We start from the raw sequence: 18,064 nt of genomic DNA, 5'->3' as shown, positions 1-18,064 counted from the left end.
TAACGGGCATAAAGGCTTATCTAAAAACAAAAGTATTCGACAATCGAAAGAATGAAAAAATAGCTTGAACTTGGTAAGTTTTATATTTTTGCATACCGAAATGCTTGGTAAATAAAATGGAATCTCTGACAGACATACCTTTGCGAAAAATCATCCATGTGGATATGGACGCTTTTTATGCTTCGGTGGAACAGCTCGATTTTCCACAGTTGCGAGGGAAACCCATAGCCGTAGGTGGCGAAAAGGAACGAGGAGTTGTAGCAGCTGCCAGTTATGAAGCACGAAGATACGGGGTGCGAAGTGCTATCAGTGGAGTTCAGGCAAAGAAACTATGTCCACAGCTCATTTTTGTGCCACCACGTTTTGAGCGCTATCGTGAAATTTCAATGCAAATTCGCTCTATTTTTTATGAATATACCGATTTGGTAGAACCCCTATCCTTGGATGAGGCTTACTTAGATGTAACTCACAATAAAAAAAATAATCCTTCAGCAACTTTTTTGGCTCAAGAAATTCGTCAGCGTATTTTCGAAACCACGGGACTTACCGCTTCAGCAGGTGTCTCCGTCAATAAATTTGTAGCCAAAATAGCCAGTGATTTTAACAAGCCTAATGGACAAAAAACGGTACCTTTGGAAGAAGTGCAAGGTTTTTTAGATGTTTTGGACATTAAAAAATTTCATGGTATAGGAAAGGTCACAGCTGAAAAAATGTATCTGAATGGAATTTTCACGGGTAAAGATTTGAGAGAAAAATCTTTAGAGTTCTTAGAACTTCATTTTGGTAATAGAGGAACTTACTTCTATGAATTAGCACGAGGTATCCACCTGAGTGAAGTTAAATCATATCGATTGCCAAAGTCATTAGGCGTTGAACATACCTTTGAGAAAAACATTACCAGTGAGGTGTTTATGGAAGAAAAACTAACAGTGATCGCTAAAGAATTAAGTCAGCGGTTACAACGTAAAAAGATAGCGGGGAAAACCCTAACACTAAAAATCAAGTATGGTAATTTTTCAATTAATACCCGTAGTAAAACCTTGTTGCATTATGTTGATAAAGAGGAGGATATATCTTATCATGCTAAAGAATTACTCTATAAACAACCTTTAGAGGATTCAGTTCGTCTGTTAGGAATATCGTTGGCAAATTTAAACAACATACCTGAAAAAAAAGAAAAAAATATGCCGAGGTATGTCCAGTTGAAACTGATTTTTCCGCAATAAAAAAACAAAATAAGGATTTAATTTTTATATTTGCAGGAGTGAATAATAAGAAAAATTGATATGAATAGACAATGGTTGATTTTCGTAATGTGTTTGTTTTCATTGCCTGTATTTTCACAGCAAAAGCATGTTTATTTGAACGATGATTTAGAATATATTTCAGCTAAGAAATTCAATGACTACAGAAAATCGAATAATCACTATATCCTAACTTATGAATTGGATTCAGTAGTAATGCACGTGCAGGTTCAACGAGTTAAAAGAGGAAAAATAACTCTTGAACAGTTAGCAGTAATTCGTACCGAATTGTCTGGATTTTCGGGTCAATCCGTTCCCGAGAAAAACATTATTGTAGTAAATTATCATCACGGGAAGGATCCTTGTAACGATTCTCCTGAAGATTCGAGCTACTATGCTTTGATTAAAGATTATTTGAAAAAAATACAAAAGAAGAAAGATGTAAGTCAGTTTTTTGTCTACAACGAACGAGATGGAATCAAAGATTATGGAAAGAAAATCACTTGGCTGGAGGATAAAAATAAAACATTACGTGATTTATTCTTTCCGTTACAATATCCTTGTGGGAGTTTTGTTCTGATAGACGCTGAAGGAAATTATTATGTTCAAAAAGGAGAATATTCAAATTATTATATTCTTGATATACTGCGAGATAAATCGAATATAACCAACGAAAGCAGCCATATTAAAAAGGGTGAAACGAATCGCACTCCTCGAAGAGTAGAGGTAAGGGCTATTAGACAATAGTAATGAAAAACGGAAAAATAGTTTTAATCACCGGAGCAACTTCGGGAATAGGCAAAGAAACGGCGTTACTCCTTAAAGAAAAAGGATTTACTGTCTATGGAACAGCTCGGAATGTAGAAGGTAAATCTCTACCTTTTCGGCTTTTGCCTATGGATGTACGCTGTAAAGAAAGTGTCGATAAGGCAATCCAAAGCATTCTCTCTGAAGTAGGTAAAGTTGATATACTGATCAATAATGCAGGTGTAGGAATTTCAGGAGCCGTGGAAGAATTACCTTCCGAAGAGCTTGAAAATGTGTTCGCTACGAATTTTTTTGGAGCCATTTACTTGATTCAAAAAGTACTTCCTACAATGCGAAGTCGAAAAAGTGGATTGATTATCAACGTTACTTCCATAGCAGGGTATATGGGATTGCCCTTTCGGGGAGCCTATTCAGCAAGTAAAGGAGCTTTAATGCTGATGTCAGAAAGTTTACGAATGGAATTAAAAAATTTTGGAATCCAAGTGACAACTATCGCACCAGGAGACTACGCTACTGATATTGCTTCTCGACGTTATCATGCGCCTGTGAAAGAAGGTTCTGCTTATAGAGAAAAATATCAAAAATCTTTAGATTTGATGAATAAGCATGTAGATTCGGGAGGAAATCCCATTGAAATGGCAGAAAAAATATATAAAATTATAAAAACCAAGCACCCTAACGTACATTATAAACAAGGTAACTTCTTACAAAAGTTTTCCATTGTACTTAAACGTGTTTTACCAAGTAAAACCTACGAGCGAATGTTGATGAAACATTATGAATTGTAGGGAATAGGTAACCTTAAACTTTGAACTCAAATAAGCAATATTATGAAATTTTTTATTGACACAGCAAATTTAGATCAAATCCGTGAAGCTCAAGATTTAGGAGTTTTAGATGGAGTAACGACCAATCCTTCATTAATGGCAAAGGAAGGTATCACAGGCACAAACAACATTTTAAAGCATTATATAAATATTTGTGACATTGTCGATGGAGATGTTTCTGCAGAGGTAATTGCTACTGATTATGAGGGTATTGTCAAAGAGGGGACGGCCTTGGCAGAGTTGCATCCACAAATAGTGGTGAAAATACCAATGATTAAAGATGGTATCAAAGCTATCAAATATTTTTCAGACAGAGGAGTTAAAACTAATTGTACGTTAGTATTCTCGGCAGGACAAGCTTTGTTGGCAGCCAAAGCAGGAGCTACGTATGTATCTCCTTTTATCGGGCGGTTAGACGATATTTCCAGCGATGGACTTACTCTGATTGAAGATATCCGACTTATATATGATAATTACGGATTTGAGACTGAAATTTTAGCTGCTTCTGTTCGTCATACGATGCATATTATGCAATGTGCCAAAATAGGTGCGGATGTGATTACAGCTCCGCTATCCGCAATTGTGGGACTACTAAAACATCCATTAACTGATAGTGGTTTAGCTCAATTTTTAGCAGATTATAAAAAAGGGAATTAACTAATAATGAACAATTTTAAGAGTTATACTATATAAAATTGTTCATTTAATTAATTGTAAATTATTAATTATAACATATGAATTGGCAAACTGTAAAAGAATACGAAGATATTACTTATAAAAAATGTAACGGCGTGGCAAGAATCGCCTTTAACCGACCAGAAGTACGTAACGCTTTCCGCCCAAAAACCACTTCTGAGCTTTACGATGCTTTCTATCACGTGTACGAAGATGCGAGTGTAGGCGTGGTAATCCTCACGGGGGAGGGACCTAGCCCAAAAGATGGCGGACACGCATTTTGTAGCGGTGGCGACCAAAAGGCTCGTGGACATCAAGGTTATGTGGGTGAAGACGGCAGACACCGACTCAATATATTGGAAGTACAGCGACTTATCCGATTTATGCCCAAAGTGGTCATCGCGGCGGTAAACGGATGGGCAGTAGGTGGCGGACACTCGCTTCACGTAGTGTGCGACCTTACCTTAGCGAGTAAAGAACACGCCATTTTCAAACAAACCGATGCCGATGTTACCAGCTTTGACGGCGGTTATGGTTCGGCATATTTGGCAAAAATGGTAGGACAGAAAAAAGCTCGTGAGATTTTCTTTTTAGGGCGAAATTACTCCGCACAAGAGGCGTTTGAAATGGGAATGGTCAATAAAGTAGTGCCTCACGCTCGTTTGGAACAAGAAGCGTATGACTGGGCTCAAGAAATCCTTGCCAAATCGCCAACTTCTATCCGTATGTTGAAATTTGCGATGAACCTTACCGATGACGGAATGGTTGGTCAGCAAGTTTTCGCAGGAGAAGCTACCCGCCTTGCCTATATGACCGACGAAGCCAAAGAAGGACGCAACGCATTTTTAGAGAAAAGAAAACCTGACTTCGGGGAGAATCAGTGGATTAGTTAAATAATTTGATAATTTTACTAAAAATAGTAACTATGAATTTATCTGAAATCAAAGTATTTAGGATGACACATATAGACAATATTCCTCATATTTTACAAAATGGAATAACGCACAAAAATTCACCTAATGCTAATGTAAACTATGTTTCGATTGGAGATAATTCATTGATTGATACTCGAGCGAGTAAAACTATTCAAGTTACTAATGGAACTTTAGACTATGGAGATGCAAAGCGTATATGTTTAGGAGATTTTATTCCTTTTTACTTTTGGTTGAGGATGCCTATGCTGTACATTATTCAAAGGGGATTTCATAATGTTGTTAAAAGAAATCCCGAAGAAATAGTATATTTGGTTTGTATTCCGAACAAATTGGCTGACCAATATTCAGAAGTATATTTTTCAGATGGACACGCTGCAGATAAATTTTCTGTTTTGTATGATAAAACAGCTTTAAATAAAATTGAAACTATTTTGGATTGGAAGGCCATCAAAGCAAGGGATTGGGGTGGAGATGAAAATTTAGATATCAAAAGAAAAAAAGAGGCTGAATTTTTAGTAAAAGCGGATATAGCTTCTGATTTTATTATCGGCTTTGGTTGTTATAATGAAGTGGCTAAACAAAAGTTGATTAGTTTTGGTATAGAGGAGGTAAAAATTAAAGTTATTCATAAATATTATTATTAAAGCTATGATTACTTATTTAGAAGGAAACATATTAGAGAGTGATGCACAGGCACTCATTAATACGGTGAATACCGTTGGGGTAATGGGAAAAGGTATTGCACTCCAATTTAAAAATGCTTTCCCGAATAACTTTAAGCAATATCAAAAAGCCTGTAAAGAAAAAAGTGTGGTAGTGGGGAAAATGTTTGTAACCGAAGATGAGAATCTTACTTCTGGTAAGAAAGTTATCATCAACTTTCCCACCAAAACCACTTGGAAAAAGCCCTCTGAATATGAATATATAGAATGGGGACTTGATGATTTGGTAAAAATCATTAAGGAAAGGAACATCAAGAGTATTGCCATTCCGCCATTGGGGGCAGGAAATGGAGGATTGGACTGGGATAAAGTAAAGCAAATAATAGAACGAAAACTTTCTCATCTGGATACGGAAATCTACATCTACGAACCTTCTGTCCAAATCAAAGAGCAACTGAAAAATGAGAGGGTGAAACTGACACAAGGTAGAGCTTTACTACTATATGTACTACACGATTTGGTACGAGAAGGAGAATTTGTATCTGAATTTTCAAGTGAGAAAGTATGCTATTTCCTTCAAAAGTTTGGAGCTGAAAAGTATTTGAAATTGAAATTTACTCCTTATTTTTATGGACCTTATTCAGGAAAAGTTCGTTTTGTTTTGAATGCCTTGAACGGAAGCTATATCATGGGATATAGCGATATGAATAAAAAACCTTTTGAACCACTCAATTTGCTTGGAGATGGATTTCAAGAAGTGGAAAAATTCATTGAAGGTAATGAAGAATTGAAGCAGATTGCTAATGACACCATGCATTTTCTGGAAGGATTTTATTCTGATTATGCTTTGGAATTACTTTCTTCGGTAGATTATATTATGAGAGAAGAAAAAACAAAAGAAAAAGAGATCATCATAGAAAAACTTAAAAGTTGGAATAGTAGAAAAAGTGAAATGACCTCTAATGAAAGATATTTAGATATTGTTTTAAAACATTTAATTCAAAATTAAGTAGTTTTTCTATTCTGAAAACTTTCCAACAGGTTCAGAATCCTACCGATTACCTCAATTAATATAGGAGAATGGATTATCAATCAAATAAAACCAAGCAATAAATCTTCAATGGAAAATTTACTCGCTTTCTTTGAAAAACGCAAACCTGACTTTGGTGATAATTAGTGGATTTCGTAGATAGAGAGAACCCTCAAATTTTTATGAATGCCAGATATCTCAAAACTGTAAACTGAATGTCTTTTAAGTTTAAGTATCTGATGATTACTTCAAAAGTGGTATGATAAAAAATTGAGGGTTTTATTTTTTTTATAAGTATGTTTACTTTATATTTCTTAAATTAATAATTTCCTGTTGAGTCAATTTTCGCCAATGTCCCCGAGGAAGGTCTTTTTTAGTAAGTCCAGCGAACACAACGCGGTCTAATTTTTCAATTTCATACCCCAGATGTTCGAAAATACGACGGACAATACGGTTTCTTCCGCTGTGAATTTTAACACCTATTTCATTTTTAGGTTTGTCGTTCACATAGCTGATTTCATCTACTTGAATAAACCCATCCTCAAGTTCAATTCCCTCTTCAATTTTTATAAAATCTTTGTAGTCTAACTTACGGTCAAGAACCACGTGATATATTTTTCGTACACCATGTGTTGGATGGGTTAATTTTTTTGCTAAATCACCGTCATTAGTTAGTAATAAAAGTCCTGTGGTAGGTCTGTCCAAACGTCCAACAGGCAGAATACGAGCCGTAGTAGCATTGGCAACTAAATCCATCACAGTTTTACGACCTTTTTCGTCACTTGTAGTGGTGATAAATCCTTTTGGTTTGTTTAATAAAATGTATTCTTTCTTTTCCGAAGAAATCACTTTTCCGTCGAATTTTACTACATCGGTAGGTTGTACACGATATCCTAATGTAGTCATTACCTGTCCGTTTACCTCCACATTTCCCGCAGCAATGTAGATATCAGCATTTCGGCGAGAACAGATTCCTGCATTGGCGATATATTTATTCAGGCGTATCTCCCCAGTTTCTGGAGTGTTGTCCTGTTGTTCAATCTCGGTGTTGTAATTTTTTTTGATAAACGGTTTCTTATAACTGTTGTTTCTTTTGAAATTTGGATTGTAGGATTTTTTGTATCCACCTTCGTTGGAGGTGTCTTTGAAGTTTGGATTGTACGATTTTTTGAAACCGCTGTTTGTTTTAGTTCGGTCTGAATTGTATTCTTTTTTGTTGTAAGTACGCTCCGATGATCCATACTCCTTTTTAGTGTAGTAAGGTTTGTCAGAAGAGCGTTCCGAGTTTCCATATTCTTTCTTTTGGAATGAGTTGTTTGAATATTCTCTCTTTTTGTAAGAATTATTGCTACGTTGTGAGTTAGTGTTGTTACTGGAATATTTTTTTTCCATAAATTCTCTATTTATTTAATGATGTATTTTATGTTTTAGAACCAGAAAGCGTTCGAAACCGTAATGTATTACAAAGGCTTTATATCACTATAAAACTTTTGAACGTGCAAAGATACTACATAGAAATGACATAGCATGTTTTTTTGTAAGAAATATTTTTGAAAAGACAAAGCTCAAAACTTTTTTCATATCTTTGCACTATGGAATTTTCGTCAAAAATTTTGGAAAATGCGGTGTATGAAATATCGCAACTTCCTGCAATAGGAAAGCGAACGGCTTTGAGATTGGCCTTACATTTGTTAAAACAGCCTGAGGAACAGTCTGTTATGTTGGCTTCGGCTTTGATTAATTTGCGAACACAGATTCAGTACTGTAAAAAATGCCATAATATTTCTGATGTAGAAATCTGTGACATATGTAACAATTCGAGCAGGGAAAACGGTATTGTATGTGTAGTAGAAGATTTTAGAGATGTGATTGCGATTGAAAATACGGGGCAATTTTTTGGGCAATATCATGTTTTGGGAGGGAAAATTTCTCCTATTGATGGCATAGCTCCGTCAAGTTTACACATTCAGTCATTAGTCGAAAAGGTAGCGTCGGGTAAGATTAAAGAACTTATTTTTGCACTGAGTAACACTATGGAAGGTGATACCACAAATTTTTATATTTATAAACAAATTGAACAGTACGATGTGGTGATATCCACTATAGCTCGTGGAATTTCCGTTGGGGGAGAGTTGGAGTATGCCGATGAGGTTACTTTGGGACGAAGTATAACTCAACGAATTCCGTTCGAATTAGCTCTGAAAGGATAAAAATTAAGGATTGTAGAGAGTCAGTCGATTTATTTTTGAAAAAGTTATTTCTTGAAGGTGAATAGATAGGATTTGGGCTTTGCTACTTCTTTAAACTCCTTGGTTTTATGATTGTTTTTTTTCGAAAGTCGAGGTACTTGTGAAAAATATTTTGAACGACAAATTAAAAAAGAATCTTTAAATTTTAAATAAAGAACAAGAAATGGCTAAATACGAATTAAAACTACCTCAAATGGGGGAGAGTGTTGCAGAGGCAATTGTAACGAATTGGTTAAAAAAAGTAGGAGATACAGTCGAGGTCGATGAAGGAATTGTGGAAGTTGCTACAGATAAAGTCGATTCCGAAGTGCCTTCGGAAGTGTCGGGAGTAGTCGTTGAATTGCGTTTTGAAGTTGACCAAGTCGTGAAAATTGGTGAGGTTATGGCAATCATCGAAACGGAGGCTTCAGCAGAAGCTGTTGCTACACCTACGGTTGAGACCACTGCTAAAGTTATAGAAAAAGAAATTGAACAATTACAGCAGAATGTGGCTAAAACAGATGTTGTTGTAAGTGGTTTAAAATCAGATAGATTTTATTCTCCTTTGGTGAAAAGTATCGCTCAAAAGGAAGGAATTTCACTGCAAGAGCTTGATCAAATCAAAGGCACAGGAGCAGATAATCGGGTAACTAAAAACGATATGCTGTCCTACTTAGAAAATCGGGAGAAACAAACAGTAAATAGGTCTGCTGAGTTGCCTCAAAACAAGGTAGCAGAGGTAAAGGCGACATCTTTCCAAAAAGGAGACGAACGCATTGAGATGTCGCGTATGGGCAAACTCATCGCCGAGCATATGGTACATAGTAAACAAACTTCACCTCATGTTCAGAGTTTTACAGAGGTGGATGTTACGCGTATCTGGAATTGGCGTAATAAAGTCAAAAAAGCATTTGAAGCCCAAGAAGGAGAGAAATTTACGTTTACCCCTATCTTTATGGAGGCTGTTGCTAAAGCTTTGAAAGACTATCCGATGATGAACATTTCATTAGAAGGGACGACCATTATTAAGAAAAAAAATATTAATATTGGTATGGCTACTGCATTGCCTGATGGAAACCTCATTGTTCCAGTAATCAAAAACGCTGATCAGTTGAATTTACGAGGAATGACTAAAGTAGTCAATGATTTAGCAAAACGTGCAAGAGCCAATCAGTTAAAGCCAGATGAAATCAAAGACGGAACCTATACCGTGACCAATATCGGGTCGTTTGGTAATGTTTTCGGAACACCGATTATCAACCAACCTCAAGTCGGAATTTTGGCAATTGGAGCTATTCGGAAAACACCTGCAGTTATTGAAACGCCCGAGGGAGATGTGATAGGTATTCGTTATAAAATGATGCTTTCGCATAGCTATGACCATCGGGTTGTCAATGGAGCTTTGGGAGGTATGTTTGTGCAACGTGTAGGCGAATATCTCGAAAATTGGGATATGAATCGAGATATTTAATCAATTTGAAACCATTCTAAATTTCAAAAAATGAGCGTGAGAGATATAGAAAATATGTATCTTTGCCCCTAGTTTTTGAATTTAATAGGTAAATCTATGGCCATTAAGATTACAGAGGATTGCATAAATTGTGGAGCTTGTGAGCCTGAATGTCCCAATAATGCCATTTATGAAGGAGCTGATGATTGGCGTTACAGTGACGGAACTGCACTCAGTGGAGGGGTGGTTTTGCCAAACGGAAAGCAGGTCGATGCGGATGAAGTACAACAACCCGTGAGCGATGATTTCTATTTTATCGTAGTGGATAAATGTACCGAATGTATTGGTTTTCATGAAGAACCACAGTGTGCGGCAGTTTGTCCCGTGGATTGTTGTGTTCCAGATGAAGATAATAAGGAAACTCAAGAGGAACTCACTGCAAAAAAGAAATTTTTACACAATGAGTAAAAAATACAAAAAGGCTATCGGTTTTGCGATAGCCTTCTTTATATAAAGCCTATGAAATTCATTGTTAATCGTCTTCTTGTTCCCAAAGGATACTCAGGGATAACTCTGTTTTCTTTTGTATTCGTATCCAAAAAGGAGTGTTTAAACGATCCACAGTTTTTGAATCACGAAAAAATACACCTCCAACAACAAAAAGAACTATTGGTAGTCTTCTTTTATCTGTGGTACATACTTGATTTTCTTTTTAAATATATCAAATACCGAAATTGGCAAAAGGCATACCACAACATCATTTTTGAGCGAGAAGCTTACCATAATCAAGACAATCTCAATTATTTAAACAGTCGGAAACGGTTTGCATTTCTGAAAAAGGATATTTAAGGTGTCAGAGTGTTGCTTTTCGATGTTGTAATTCCCACACGTTTTATAGAAAATATTCATGTCTGTGAAAAAATTATGAAATTGTCGATGATTCTAAACGTATAAATTCTTAAGCCTTACAGACTTTATTTGTACATGGGCAAGATATTTATTCTCCAAACCAATAGAAAAACTTAGGAAATCCTTCTACTTTGATGATAGGTTCAGTACTTACTTTACCCGTAGAGAGGTCGTAAGTGTAAAACCCCTTAGAGGTTTGGTTAATAGAACCGAATAAAAATGTATTGTTTTTATAAATTCCCATTCCTGTAGAATAACCATTGGCAACAGGTATTCCTTTGATGAGAGTTACTTGTTTGCTACTTAAATCTACTTTTACAGGAGCATACATAACTGCTAAAGGACTCATTTGTTGGTCTGGGGTATATTCTTTAATAGCCACATATCCGTAGGTTATGTTGTTTTTAATATATCGAGCGGGAAGGAAATAGGAAATTTTCCCAGGAGCATCAGCAACTGTAATGTCATCAAATTTCATTGAGAAAGTAGGGTCAATATCAGTTTCTCCGGCTTTGATTCTTAAAAATCCTCCTCCAAATCCATCTACTTGACCAAAAGCTCCAATACAAACGAGGTAAATATTTTTATGTTCGTCCATCAAGATTCTGTCACCTGGATTGGTCGGGAAGGACAATCCTGAGGCTGTTTCCTTGATATGTTTTTCTATGGCATCTGTTTGGGTGTTGATTATCAGTACTTCAACAGCTTTCTCCTGTGGAAACCAAGTACCCGCTGTCCATTGTCCTAAGGTTACAAAGAGTAAATTGTCGCGAACAATCATTCCCGAAGGCTCGGGATTCGGGTCACCATAGGTGTTTAGGTCTATTTCACCTGTTTTTACCATCGTTGTAGGGTTGAAAATAAATATTTTACCTAAGCCTGTAAGTCCTAAATAAGCCTTGGTATCATTTACGACAGTTAGGTGTGTTGCTTGTGAGTTTCCAGGTAAAGGCATGGTTGCAGATTTTTTCAAAACACCATCTTCACGAACAAATTTTGTCAATTCGGAAACGTCCGATCCAAAAAAGTTTGGAAAGGTAAATATCCAATTTTTATGTACGAATGGAGGAATGCTGGGACCAACTGGAAAGGCGTTTTTATTGTTTACCGTTTTTGGAGAAATATCGTCCAACAATTGAATGTAGCCACTTCCTGATTGGTCAGTATTTACTACCGTAGCTTCTATCAAAATTTCTCCTTTGCCAGATATAATATCAGGGGTTTCATTCTCTTTATCGCAACTTACTGCGAAAAATGTTGCTAAACAAGCAACTAACATTGCATTTTTTTTCATTGTATTTCATTTTTATAGGTTAATTAATTATATGGAAGTGTTGTAAAAAGTATGATATCTTTAATAAAGTGGATATTTCTGTCAGGCTGAGCGTAGTCGAAGCCCTGTAATTACGAGGCTTCGACTACGCTCAGCCTGACAATCAGAACTACCATCATACTTTTTATAACACTACCAATTATATTTCTGATCAGATGGTACATTGATTTTAGTTTTATAACACGACTTTTTCATATCAATATTTTGTAAATTCTACATTCGATATCGCAACTTAAGACCAAAATTACGCCCTGGAAGCGGACGATTAAACTCTGAAATTACTTTTTCGTTTGTTAAATTATTCATTCGGAATGAAAGCAATATTTTTCCGTTTCTGAATCCGTGTTCAATACCAAAATTGAATGTTAAACTACGAGGTACGCGACGTTCTTGATGCTTACTTACCTCAAAATCATACCAATATCCTTCTATAAAAGAGCTATCTAACATCAATCGGGTGTTTTGATTTTGTCCGCCAAAGAGATTTTCCTTGTGGTATTCTAATCCCATATTATTCAAAAAATAAGGAATGTTGGGCATTCGCTTACCCTTAGTTACATTTGGAATGGACGAATTTGGTTCGTAATCGCGCATGTCTCGAAGATCTTGATACGTAAGATTCACATATCCGTACAGAGAAGGGAAAATATCCGCTTTGGCATCAAACTCTACTCCAAAAGAACGCATCTCACCAAAATTCTCATAAAAAGACTGTAGCAGACCTCCTGTATATCGAATCATATTGGTTAAATAAGAATAAAAACCTGTTAGTTCTATTTCCAATCGTTTGTCTGTTAAGGTGTTTTTGTGAAATAGTAATCCTATATTAGCATTTGTTCCACGCTCAGGCAATAGGTTACTGGCAGGAGCTGTTAAAAATCCATCGCCCAAGAGTTCATTGTCCGAAGGTAAGCGGACGTCATGGGCTACGGAACTTTTAATCATGAAATTATCTGTAAAATTGTATCGTATGGCATTATTTATTCCCCAATTTCCTTCGGAAATGTTAATGTCTTTTACGCCTCCAAGCCCTAACAAACCTGCCTGTTTGGCATCGCTCTTATAATAGTAATATTTTCCTGTTAAAGAATTGAGCCACTTTTTGTTATGACTGCTTAAATCATAAGAAATTCCTGCAACCCAGCTAATCATTTTATTGTCAAAATCGGTTCTATATCCTATGATTTGCTCCTTTACAGGGTCAAAAGGTGAATTTTTGATGTGATTTAATTGTGAGTTGAAGTTTATATTTTGATTTTCACTGATTATGTAATTGAGATTTAATCGATTGTTTAATGCGAAGTTTTTCCGATAAGAGTCCGAAGCATACAATCCTATTTCTCCGCTGGAAGGATAGGACATTCCATCCCAGTTGTACCTCATCATTGAAGTGTCATTCAGGTTGAATTCTGCACTACTGATGGCTGTATCCATATCAAAATCCAATCCTGCGATGAGGAAGTTATCTTTTTCAAATCCATTGATGAAGGCGAACATGTTAGTCTTGCTGAAAGCGTGTTTGATGTTAGTTTCAATACCCTGTATTTGTTGGTCAGTTTGGATGGTAACCGCTTCTATTGATATTTCGTCGAACCACCATTTGGTTGCTTTGAAACCTCCTCCAATGAGCATTTTGCGATGTCGATCGTGGTCACGTTTTACTCGAAGTCCACGGTGATGGGGCAAATCCATTTCATAATCATTGTCCGAATATGTGTAATTTGCTGATGCTCCGAACTCTATTCCGGCATCTTTAAGATTACTCTTACCCATCATTTGAATTTTGTGTGTATTAAATGACGCTATTTCGTAGCTTACATCATAGTATAAAGGTGGATATTCCTTTGTAATCATATTTACAGCACCTCCCATTGCGGAGCCTCCGAGTCGAGCGGGAACAATGCCTTTGTAAATCTCAACACGTTCAATGAGGTCAATAGGCACATCGTAGAGCGACACATAATCAGAGAATAATCCTATGGGCGAATCGTCCAAGAAAACACCGATACGTTTGCCCTCTAATCCTCGAACTGAAATGCGAGAAGCACTTCCTACGCCTCCTGTGTTGCGAATGGTAACTCCTACAGTTTTGTTTAATACATCGTTGAGAGAACTTGTTGTACCTTCAAATTGTTTTGAATTAATCACCGAAACGGTCATGGCACTGTTTCGTAAGATACGTTCTTCATTTTTCTGAGCCTTTACTACCACTTCACTGAGAGATTCTACCTCTGGTTTCAGGCTTACGTTTATGGTTTTATCTCCTTCAATGGAAATTTTTATTGTTTGAGTTTCATAACCAAGGTAAGATACTATAAGGGTATGCGTTCCATGCGGAATTTTTTCTATCCGGAAAAATCCTTTACTATCCGAAATCACTCCTTTTTGAAATTCTCTGAAGTAAACCTCAGTAGCAGGAAGTGGTTTTTTGGTAGATTCGTCGAATACAAAACCTGATAAATTGCCCAATTGAGTTTGTGAGTAGGTAATGAAAATAGAAATAAAAAAAATGAAAACAGATAAAAATTGCTTTGACATATGATTATTTAATTTTATTCTAAATAAATTTGTGACTGCAAAATTAGTTTGTATTTTTGCCTGTCAGTTTAATCTAACGGATATTTTTTTTAATCTAACGGAGGAAATTACCATGAGAAAAATGGATTTTAATAAAATCGTTGAAGAAGATGTTGTTTTATCAAGAAGAGATGAAGGTAATTTTAATCTTTCATTGAAAAATGAAGTAGGAAACATACAACTTCATGTAAAAAATATGAAGGAAATATCAATCTATAAATGGCATTCTCATTTTTCTGAATCTACACAAATTTATGGAAATGCTTCCGTTCCATCTGTTCGGTTTTATGCTCTAAATCAGTCCAACAGCGGTGTGCAAATGAAAATGAAAAAAATTGATTTGACCATGAAACAAGGCATGTTCAATGTTTTATTTATCGATATGGAAGAGGAGGGGCATGACCTCTTTAGGGAAAATGATCATACTGTTTTCTCTGGTTTTTTCGTTTCGAGCGACCGTTTTTTGCATCTTGCCAATACTTATCCCGAAGTATTTGAAAGCATTCTAAATCAGTATCAACGAGATAAAAATTTTATTCTTTCAGATAGAAACGGACTTCCGCTTACTTCTCAGATGAATACAATACTTCAGCAGTTAGAACAAAGTCATTTGATGGGAAATGTTTGTGAAACTTATGCTGAAATCAAAATATTGGAGCTTTTTATTCTACAGCAACAACTTTTGGGACAGCACATAAAAACCAAAAAACATTGCAAGACCCAATCCGATATTGATAAAATACACGAAGTGCGTCATCTTTTAATGCATAATTTCCATGCTCCATTGAGCCTATCAGAGCTTTCTCGTCGTGTAGGTCTGAATGAAAATAAATTGAAATATGGATTTAAAGAGATATTTGGTACTACCGTTTTCGGATATCTTTTCGATCATAAGATGCAGTTAGCTAAGCAACTTCTTTTGGATACGAACAAGAGTATTTCAGAGATTGCAGAAGCCTGTGGCTATGATTATGTGTCACATTTTTCCACAGCTTTCAAACGGAAGTACCATGTCTCGCCATTAAAATTTAGGGAGTAAGTGTTTATATTTTTGGTATGAAGTAGCTCAAAATAGTAAAATAAATGTACTTTTGTTGCCTAAAAAAGGATATGAAAAGTAAATTAAAAGCCGTAACCGAGTTTCATACGGCCTTCGGATTGGGAGTAAAACAACAACCCACCACTGAGCTAACCCCCGAAACTATCAACTTGCGATTTAAATTAATGGCAGAGGAAAACCAAGAGTATTTGGAAGCTGCCAGAAATAATGATATGGTCGAAGTAGCTGATGCTTTAGGGGATATGCTCTATATTCTTTGTGGAACCATCATCGAACACGGAATGCAATACAAAATAGACGAGATTTTTAGTGAAATCCACCGAAGTAATATGAGTAAACTTGACGCTGACGGAAAACCTATCTACCGAGAAGATGGCAAAGTGATGAAAAGTTCCCGTTATTTTCCGCCAAATATTACAGAGGTTTTAAGGTCTACAGATTAATAAAACTATATTATAGGTTCGTGAGATTAATGCGTTCAGCTTAGTGTATGCGCATTTGTTATTTAACACATACGTACCCGTCGTTCAATGGGTACGTACCTATCAAACAACAGGTACGCTCCCGTTTTTCAGCGGAAGCGTACCTGTTTAAGTTTCTCACGGATTGCGATTTATTTTTTGTACTTTTCGTATTTTACGGTAGCAAGCATTTCTTTAAGGTCAGTACCTGGGCGGAACTGGATTTTGTTTCCTTTGATGTTGGCTGCGGTAAATTTCTTTTCATCATCAACGCCCTCGCTGGTGATGGTTATTTGGAAACTTCCAAAATCACCAAATTTGACGATTTCTCCATTAGAGAGGTGTTTTATAAGCACTTTTGTAAGTTCGTTAAGCGTTGCCAATACGTCGGTATCCGAAACGGTAGTCGAACCCGTTGCTATTTCTTTAGCGATTGCCTTTAGGGTAATTTCGCCATCGGCTTTGGCACTGGCATAAAACTTCGGAGCCTCTTCGGGCTTTTGTGGGTTTTTGCGTCCCACGACATTGTACTTTACTGGCATAATATATGGTATTAATGGGTTACTGGATTATTTAATATTATACATTTAACCATTTCTTTTATTAAACTCTATTGCTAAACTTTCTAAATTAAGTTCGGAATATTTTAAATTGTTTATTATAGGGTACGATGAATAAACCAAATTTATAAAATCACTCCAAGTTAATTTATATGTATAATCTATAAATCTATCTGCTATACTTTTTATATTTTCATCTAATTCAATCTTTGTTTTATCAACTAAACTAAATTTATCTGTATTACCTCCGCCGAAAGGATTAGGATAAGTTTCTACTTTGAATATATTAGGATTACTCTTCATTAAGTTAATAACGTCATTAACATAAGGACCATAGTGATTGTATATCCACTTTATATTTGTATATTGTTTTCCATTCTCTATAGTGTATCGCCAATCTATAATGTAGATTAATTTTACTAATCTTGGCTTTGATAATTCTAAAACATTAGGATAGTTTAGTAGAATATATCTAACTAATTTCTCTAAATTACTCATATCCCTATATTATTTTCAATTGAAATTACCCCATTATTTTTTTCTATAAACATTATCAAGGGTTGTTTGACTCCTGCCAACCTTTCAATGATAAATTCTTTTTCAAATTTATTTGGAAGGGTACTCTCAAAAACTAAAACAGCCTTTGGTTTTCCTTCATATCCATTAATCCTATAAATAAAAAAATTGCGAGATTTCATTTTCATATTATCAACGATTTCTTTATCTATATTGCAAACCTTTTTTATAGCATTGTAATAATTTTCTCCTTTTTTTAGACTGGGATCGGGTAAATCTTTTATAAAATATTCCCCTTGTTGCCATCCTATTCCTATAAATCCTTCCTTTATGGGATACTCATTTCTTCCTTTTTCCATTAAGATAGGATTAACAGATGTTCTTCCTATTAGTTTAAACTTATCATCATAAACTTTATAGACACTTATTCTCTCCGTATGTTCAAAAGATAAATTCTTTACTAATAATCTTAAATATGAATTAAAAAGGTCATTGGAATTACTAACCTCTTCTGTAAGTTTATTTTCTAAATCGTTTATCTTATTACCCTTAATTATCAATTCTTTTTCCAATTGATTAATTTCTTTTCCATAGAAAAAAGAAAATAGACAAGATATTATAAATAAAATACAAGAACACCAATAAAGAATTTTTCCCATTGGGAAATTTGATTCTCCAATTGTCCAATTATCAAGTCCGGATATATCTATAATTGAAAAAGCACCTCCTAAAAAGGCTAATGCAAAATTAGATTTATCAAAAAACCAATCGATAGAATTTTTTAACCAATTTCTCATTCAACTATATTTTTTCGCCCGCGGTGGCTCAC

The 18,064-nt window shown here is 35.5% G+C and carries 19 protein-coding genes; 13 read left to right on the top strand and 6 right to left on the bottom strand.

Features of this window, described 5'->3' with window-relative positions:
* Positions 1-116: 116 nt before the first annotated feature.
* The 7 genes from dinB to ACF3OB_RS03080 all read left to right on the top strand — a co-directional run bounded on the left by dinB (position 117) and on the right by ACF3OB_RS03080 (position 6,120).
* Positions 117-1,226 carry a DNA polymerase IV gene (dinB, locus tag ACF3OB_RS03110; RefSeq protein ID WP_392448294.1) on the top strand — a complete coding sequence of 370 codons (1,110 nt, stop codon included), beginning with the start codon at positions 117-119 and terminating at the stop codon, positions 1,224-1,226.
* Positions 1,227-1,286: 60 nt separating this feature from the next.
* Entirely contained in the window at positions 1,287-1,991 is a 705-nt protein-coding gene (locus tag ACF3OB_RS03105; protein WP_172914636.1) for a hypothetical protein, read from the top strand.
* A 2-nt stretch (positions 1,992-1,993) separates the two neighbouring features.
* A complete protein-coding gene (locus ACF3OB_RS03100) occupies positions 1,994-2,800 on the top strand; it encodes an SDR family oxidoreductase (RefSeq protein WP_095894175.1) in 807 nt (268 codons plus the stop codon).
* A gap of 42 nt (positions 2,801-2,842) precedes the next feature.
* The gene (fsa, locus tag ACF3OB_RS03095) at positions 2,843-3,496 is read left to right on the top strand and encodes a fructose-6-phosphate aldolase (protein ID WP_042344174.1); all 654 of its coding nucleotides are present in this window, start codon (positions 2,843-2,845) and stop codon (positions 3,494-3,496) included.
* A 77-nt stretch (positions 3,497-3,573) separates the two neighbouring features.
* The gene (locus ACF3OB_RS03090) at positions 3,574-4,407 is read left to right on the top strand and encodes a 1,4-dihydroxy-2-naphthoyl-CoA synthase (protein ID WP_172914637.1); all 834 of its coding nucleotides are present in this window, start codon (positions 3,574-3,576) and stop codon (positions 4,405-4,407) included.
* A 32-nt stretch (positions 4,408-4,439) separates the two neighbouring features.
* Positions 4,440-5,093, top strand: coding sequence for a DUF4433 domain-containing protein (locus tag ACF3OB_RS03085; RefSeq protein ID WP_392448291.1), 654 nt, complete (start codon positions 4,440-4,442; stop codon positions 5,091-5,093).
* A gap of 4 nt (positions 5,094-5,097) precedes the next feature.
* The gene (locus ACF3OB_RS03080) at positions 5,098-6,120 is read left to right on the top strand and encodes a macro domain-containing protein (RefSeq protein ID WP_002663838.1); all 1,023 of its coding nucleotides are present in this window, start codon (positions 5,098-5,100) and stop codon (positions 6,118-6,120) included.
* Between the two features lie 321 nt (positions 6,121-6,441).
* On the opposite strand, the gene ACF3OB_RS03075 is transcribed toward ACF3OB_RS03080, so the two are convergent.
* Positions 6,442-7,533, bottom strand: a complete 1,092-nt coding sequence (locus ACF3OB_RS03075; RefSeq protein ID WP_392448289.1) for a pseudouridine synthase — start codon at positions 7,531-7,533, stop codon at positions 6,442-6,444.
* Positions 7,534-7,733: 200 nt separating this feature from the next.
* Here ACF3OB_RS03075 and recR point away from each other — a divergent pair, with 200 nt between their 5' ends.
* The 4 genes from recR to ACF3OB_RS03055 all read left to right on the top strand — a co-directional run bounded on the left by recR (position 7,734) and on the right by ACF3OB_RS03055 (position 10,668).
* The gene (gene recR / locus ACF3OB_RS03070) at positions 7,734-8,351 is read left to right on the top strand and encodes a recombination mediator RecR (protein WP_392448286.1); all 618 of its coding nucleotides are present in this window, start codon (positions 7,734-7,736) and stop codon (positions 8,349-8,351) included.
* 202 nt (positions 8,352-8,553) lie between these two features.
* A complete protein-coding gene (locus tag ACF3OB_RS03065) occupies positions 8,554-9,840 on the top strand; it encodes a dihydrolipoamide acetyltransferase family protein (protein WP_172915024.1) in 1,287 nt (428 codons plus the stop codon).
* A gap of 96 nt (positions 9,841-9,936) precedes the next feature.
* Positions 9,937-10,287 (top strand): 4Fe-4S binding protein, encoded by a 351-nt coding sequence (locus ACF3OB_RS03060; protein WP_042009903.1) that lies wholly within the window; start codon positions 9,937-9,939, stop codon positions 10,285-10,287.
* A gap of 51 nt (positions 10,288-10,338) precedes the next feature.
* Positions 10,339-10,668 carry a hypothetical protein gene (locus ACF3OB_RS03055; protein ID WP_172919953.1) on the top strand — a complete coding sequence of 110 codons (330 nt, stop codon included), beginning with the start codon at positions 10,339-10,341 and terminating at the stop codon, positions 10,666-10,668.
* 148 nt (positions 10,669-10,816) lie between these two features.
* Here the strand turns inward: ACF3OB_RS03055 and ACF3OB_RS03050 are convergent, their stop codons facing one another.
* Positions 10,817-12,022, bottom strand: coding sequence for a hypothetical protein (locus ACF3OB_RS03050; protein WP_042347382.1), 1,206 nt, complete (start codon positions 12,020-12,022; stop codon positions 10,817-10,819).
* 252 nt (positions 12,023-12,274) lie between these two features.
* Entirely contained in the window at positions 12,275-14,599 is a 2,325-nt protein-coding gene (locus tag ACF3OB_RS03045) for a TonB-dependent receptor (protein ID WP_392448285.1), read from the bottom strand.
* 121 nt (positions 14,600-14,720) lie between these two features.
* Here ACF3OB_RS03045 and ACF3OB_RS03040 point away from each other — a divergent pair, with 121 nt between their 5' ends.
* Both ACF3OB_RS03040 and ACF3OB_RS03035 read left to right on the top strand, forming a co-directional pair.
* Positions 14,721-15,677, top strand: a complete 957-nt coding sequence (locus tag ACF3OB_RS03040) for an AraC family transcriptional regulator (protein ID WP_157909135.1) — start codon at positions 14,721-14,723, stop codon at positions 15,675-15,677.
* Positions 15,678-15,748: 71 nt separating this feature from the next.
* The gene (locus tag ACF3OB_RS03035; protein ID WP_392448283.1) at positions 15,749-16,141 is read left to right on the top strand and encodes a hypothetical protein; all 393 of its coding nucleotides are present in this window, start codon (positions 15,749-15,751) and stop codon (positions 16,139-16,141) included.
* Positions 16,142-16,311: 170 nt separating this feature from the next.
* Here ACF3OB_RS03035 and ACF3OB_RS03030 read toward each other — a convergent pair whose 3' ends face one another.
* The 3 genes from ACF3OB_RS03030 to ACF3OB_RS03020 are packed head-to-tail and all read right to left on the bottom strand — an operon-like array spanning position 16,312 to position 18,032.
* Positions 16,312-16,701 carry an HU family DNA-binding protein gene (locus tag ACF3OB_RS03030; protein ID WP_041986250.1) on the bottom strand — a complete coding sequence of 130 codons (390 nt, stop codon included), beginning with the start codon at positions 16,699-16,701 and terminating at the stop codon, positions 16,312-16,314.
* Between the two features lie 45 nt (positions 16,702-16,746).
* Positions 16,747-17,217 (bottom strand): Panacea domain-containing protein, encoded by a 471-nt coding sequence (locus ACF3OB_RS03025; protein WP_392448281.1) that lies wholly within the window; start codon positions 17,215-17,217, stop codon positions 16,747-16,749.
* Positions 17,214-18,032, bottom strand: coding sequence for a hypothetical protein (locus ACF3OB_RS03020; RefSeq protein WP_392448279.1), 819 nt, complete (start codon positions 18,030-18,032; stop codon positions 17,214-17,216). Before ACF3OB_RS03020 ends, ACF3OB_RS03025 begins: the two co-directional genes overlap by 4 nt.
* Positions 18,033-18,064: the final 32 nt, after the last annotated feature.

Source organism: Capnocytophaga canis (assembly GCF_043187445.1).
GTDB classification, from domain to species: Bacteria; Bacteroidota; Bacteroidia; order Flavobacteriales; family Flavobacteriaceae; genus Capnocytophaga; species Capnocytophaga canis.
Note: the sequence above shows the minus strand (reverse complement) of the source record. Positions and strands in the feature narration are given on the sequence as shown.

What these genes read in the sequence shown, in the direction of transcription:
- ACF3OB_RS03060 (WP_042009903.1), top strand. Translation starts at nt 9,937, where the DNA reads ATGGCCATTAAGATTACAGAGGATTGCATAAATTGTGGAGCTTGTGAG.
- ACF3OB_RS03035 (WP_392448283.1), top strand. Translation starts at nt 15,749, where the DNA reads ATGAAAAGTAAATTAAAAGCCGTAACCGAGTTTCATACGGCCTTCGGA.
- ACF3OB_RS03040 (WP_157909135.1), top strand. Translation starts at nt 14,721, where the DNA reads ATGGATTTTAATAAAATCGTTGAAGAAGATGTTGTTTTATCAAGAAGA.
- ACF3OB_RS03100 (WP_095894175.1), top strand. Translation starts at nt 1,994, where the DNA reads ATGAAAAACGGAAAAATAGTTTTAATCACCGGAGCAACTTCGGGAATA.
- ACF3OB_RS03025 (WP_392448281.1), bottom strand. Translation starts at nt 17,217, where the DNA reads ATGAGTAATTTAGAGAAATTAGTTAGATATATTCTACTAAACTATCCT.
- dinB (WP_392448294.1), top strand. Translation starts at nt 117, where the DNA reads ATGGAATCTCTGACAGACATACCTTTGCGAAAAATCATCCATGTGGAT.
- ACF3OB_RS03045 (WP_392448285.1), bottom strand. Translation starts at nt 14,599, where the DNA reads ATGTCAAAGCAATTTTTATCTGTTTTCATTTTTTTTATTTCTATTTTC.
- ACF3OB_RS03075 (WP_392448289.1), bottom strand. Translation starts at nt 7,533, where the DNA reads ATGGAAAAAAAATATTCCAGTAACAACACTAACTCACAACGTAGCAAT.
- ACF3OB_RS03090 (WP_172914637.1), top strand. Translation starts at nt 3,574, where the DNA reads ATGAATTGGCAAACTGTAAAAGAATACGAAGATATTACTTATAAAAAA.
- ACF3OB_RS03020 (WP_392448279.1), bottom strand. Translation starts at nt 18,032, where the DNA reads ATGAGAAATTGGTTAAAAAATTCTATCGATTGGTTTTTTGATAAATCT.
- ACF3OB_RS03030 (WP_041986250.1), bottom strand. Translation starts at nt 16,701, where the DNA reads ATGCCAGTAAAGTACAATGTCGTGGGACGCAAAAACCCACAAAAGCCC.
- ACF3OB_RS03080 (WP_002663838.1), top strand. Translation starts at nt 5,098, where the DNA reads ATGATTACTTATTTAGAAGGAAACATATTAGAGAGTGATGCACAGGCA.
- ACF3OB_RS03065 (WP_172915024.1), top strand. Translation starts at nt 8,554, where the DNA reads ATGGCTAAATACGAATTAAAACTACCTCAAATGGGGGAGAGTGTTGCA.
- ACF3OB_RS03055 (WP_172919953.1), top strand. Translation starts at nt 10,339, where the DNA reads ATGAAATTCATTGTTAATCGTCTTCTTGTTCCCAAAGGATACTCAGGG.
- fsa (WP_042344174.1), top strand. Translation starts at nt 2,843, where the DNA reads ATGAAATTTTTTATTGACACAGCAAATTTAGATCAAATCCGTGAAGCT.
- ACF3OB_RS03085 (WP_392448291.1), top strand. Translation starts at nt 4,440, where the DNA reads ATGAATTTATCTGAAATCAAAGTATTTAGGATGACACATATAGACAAT.
- ACF3OB_RS03105 (WP_172914636.1), top strand. Translation starts at nt 1,287, where the DNA reads ATGAATAGACAATGGTTGATTTTCGTAATGTGTTTGTTTTCATTGCCT.
- recR (WP_392448286.1), top strand. Translation starts at nt 7,734, where the DNA reads ATGGAATTTTCGTCAAAAATTTTGGAAAATGCGGTGTATGAAATATCG.
- ACF3OB_RS03050 (WP_042347382.1), bottom strand. Translation starts at nt 12,022, where the DNA reads ATGAAAAAAAATGCAATGTTAGTTGCTTGTTTAGCAACATTTTTCGCA.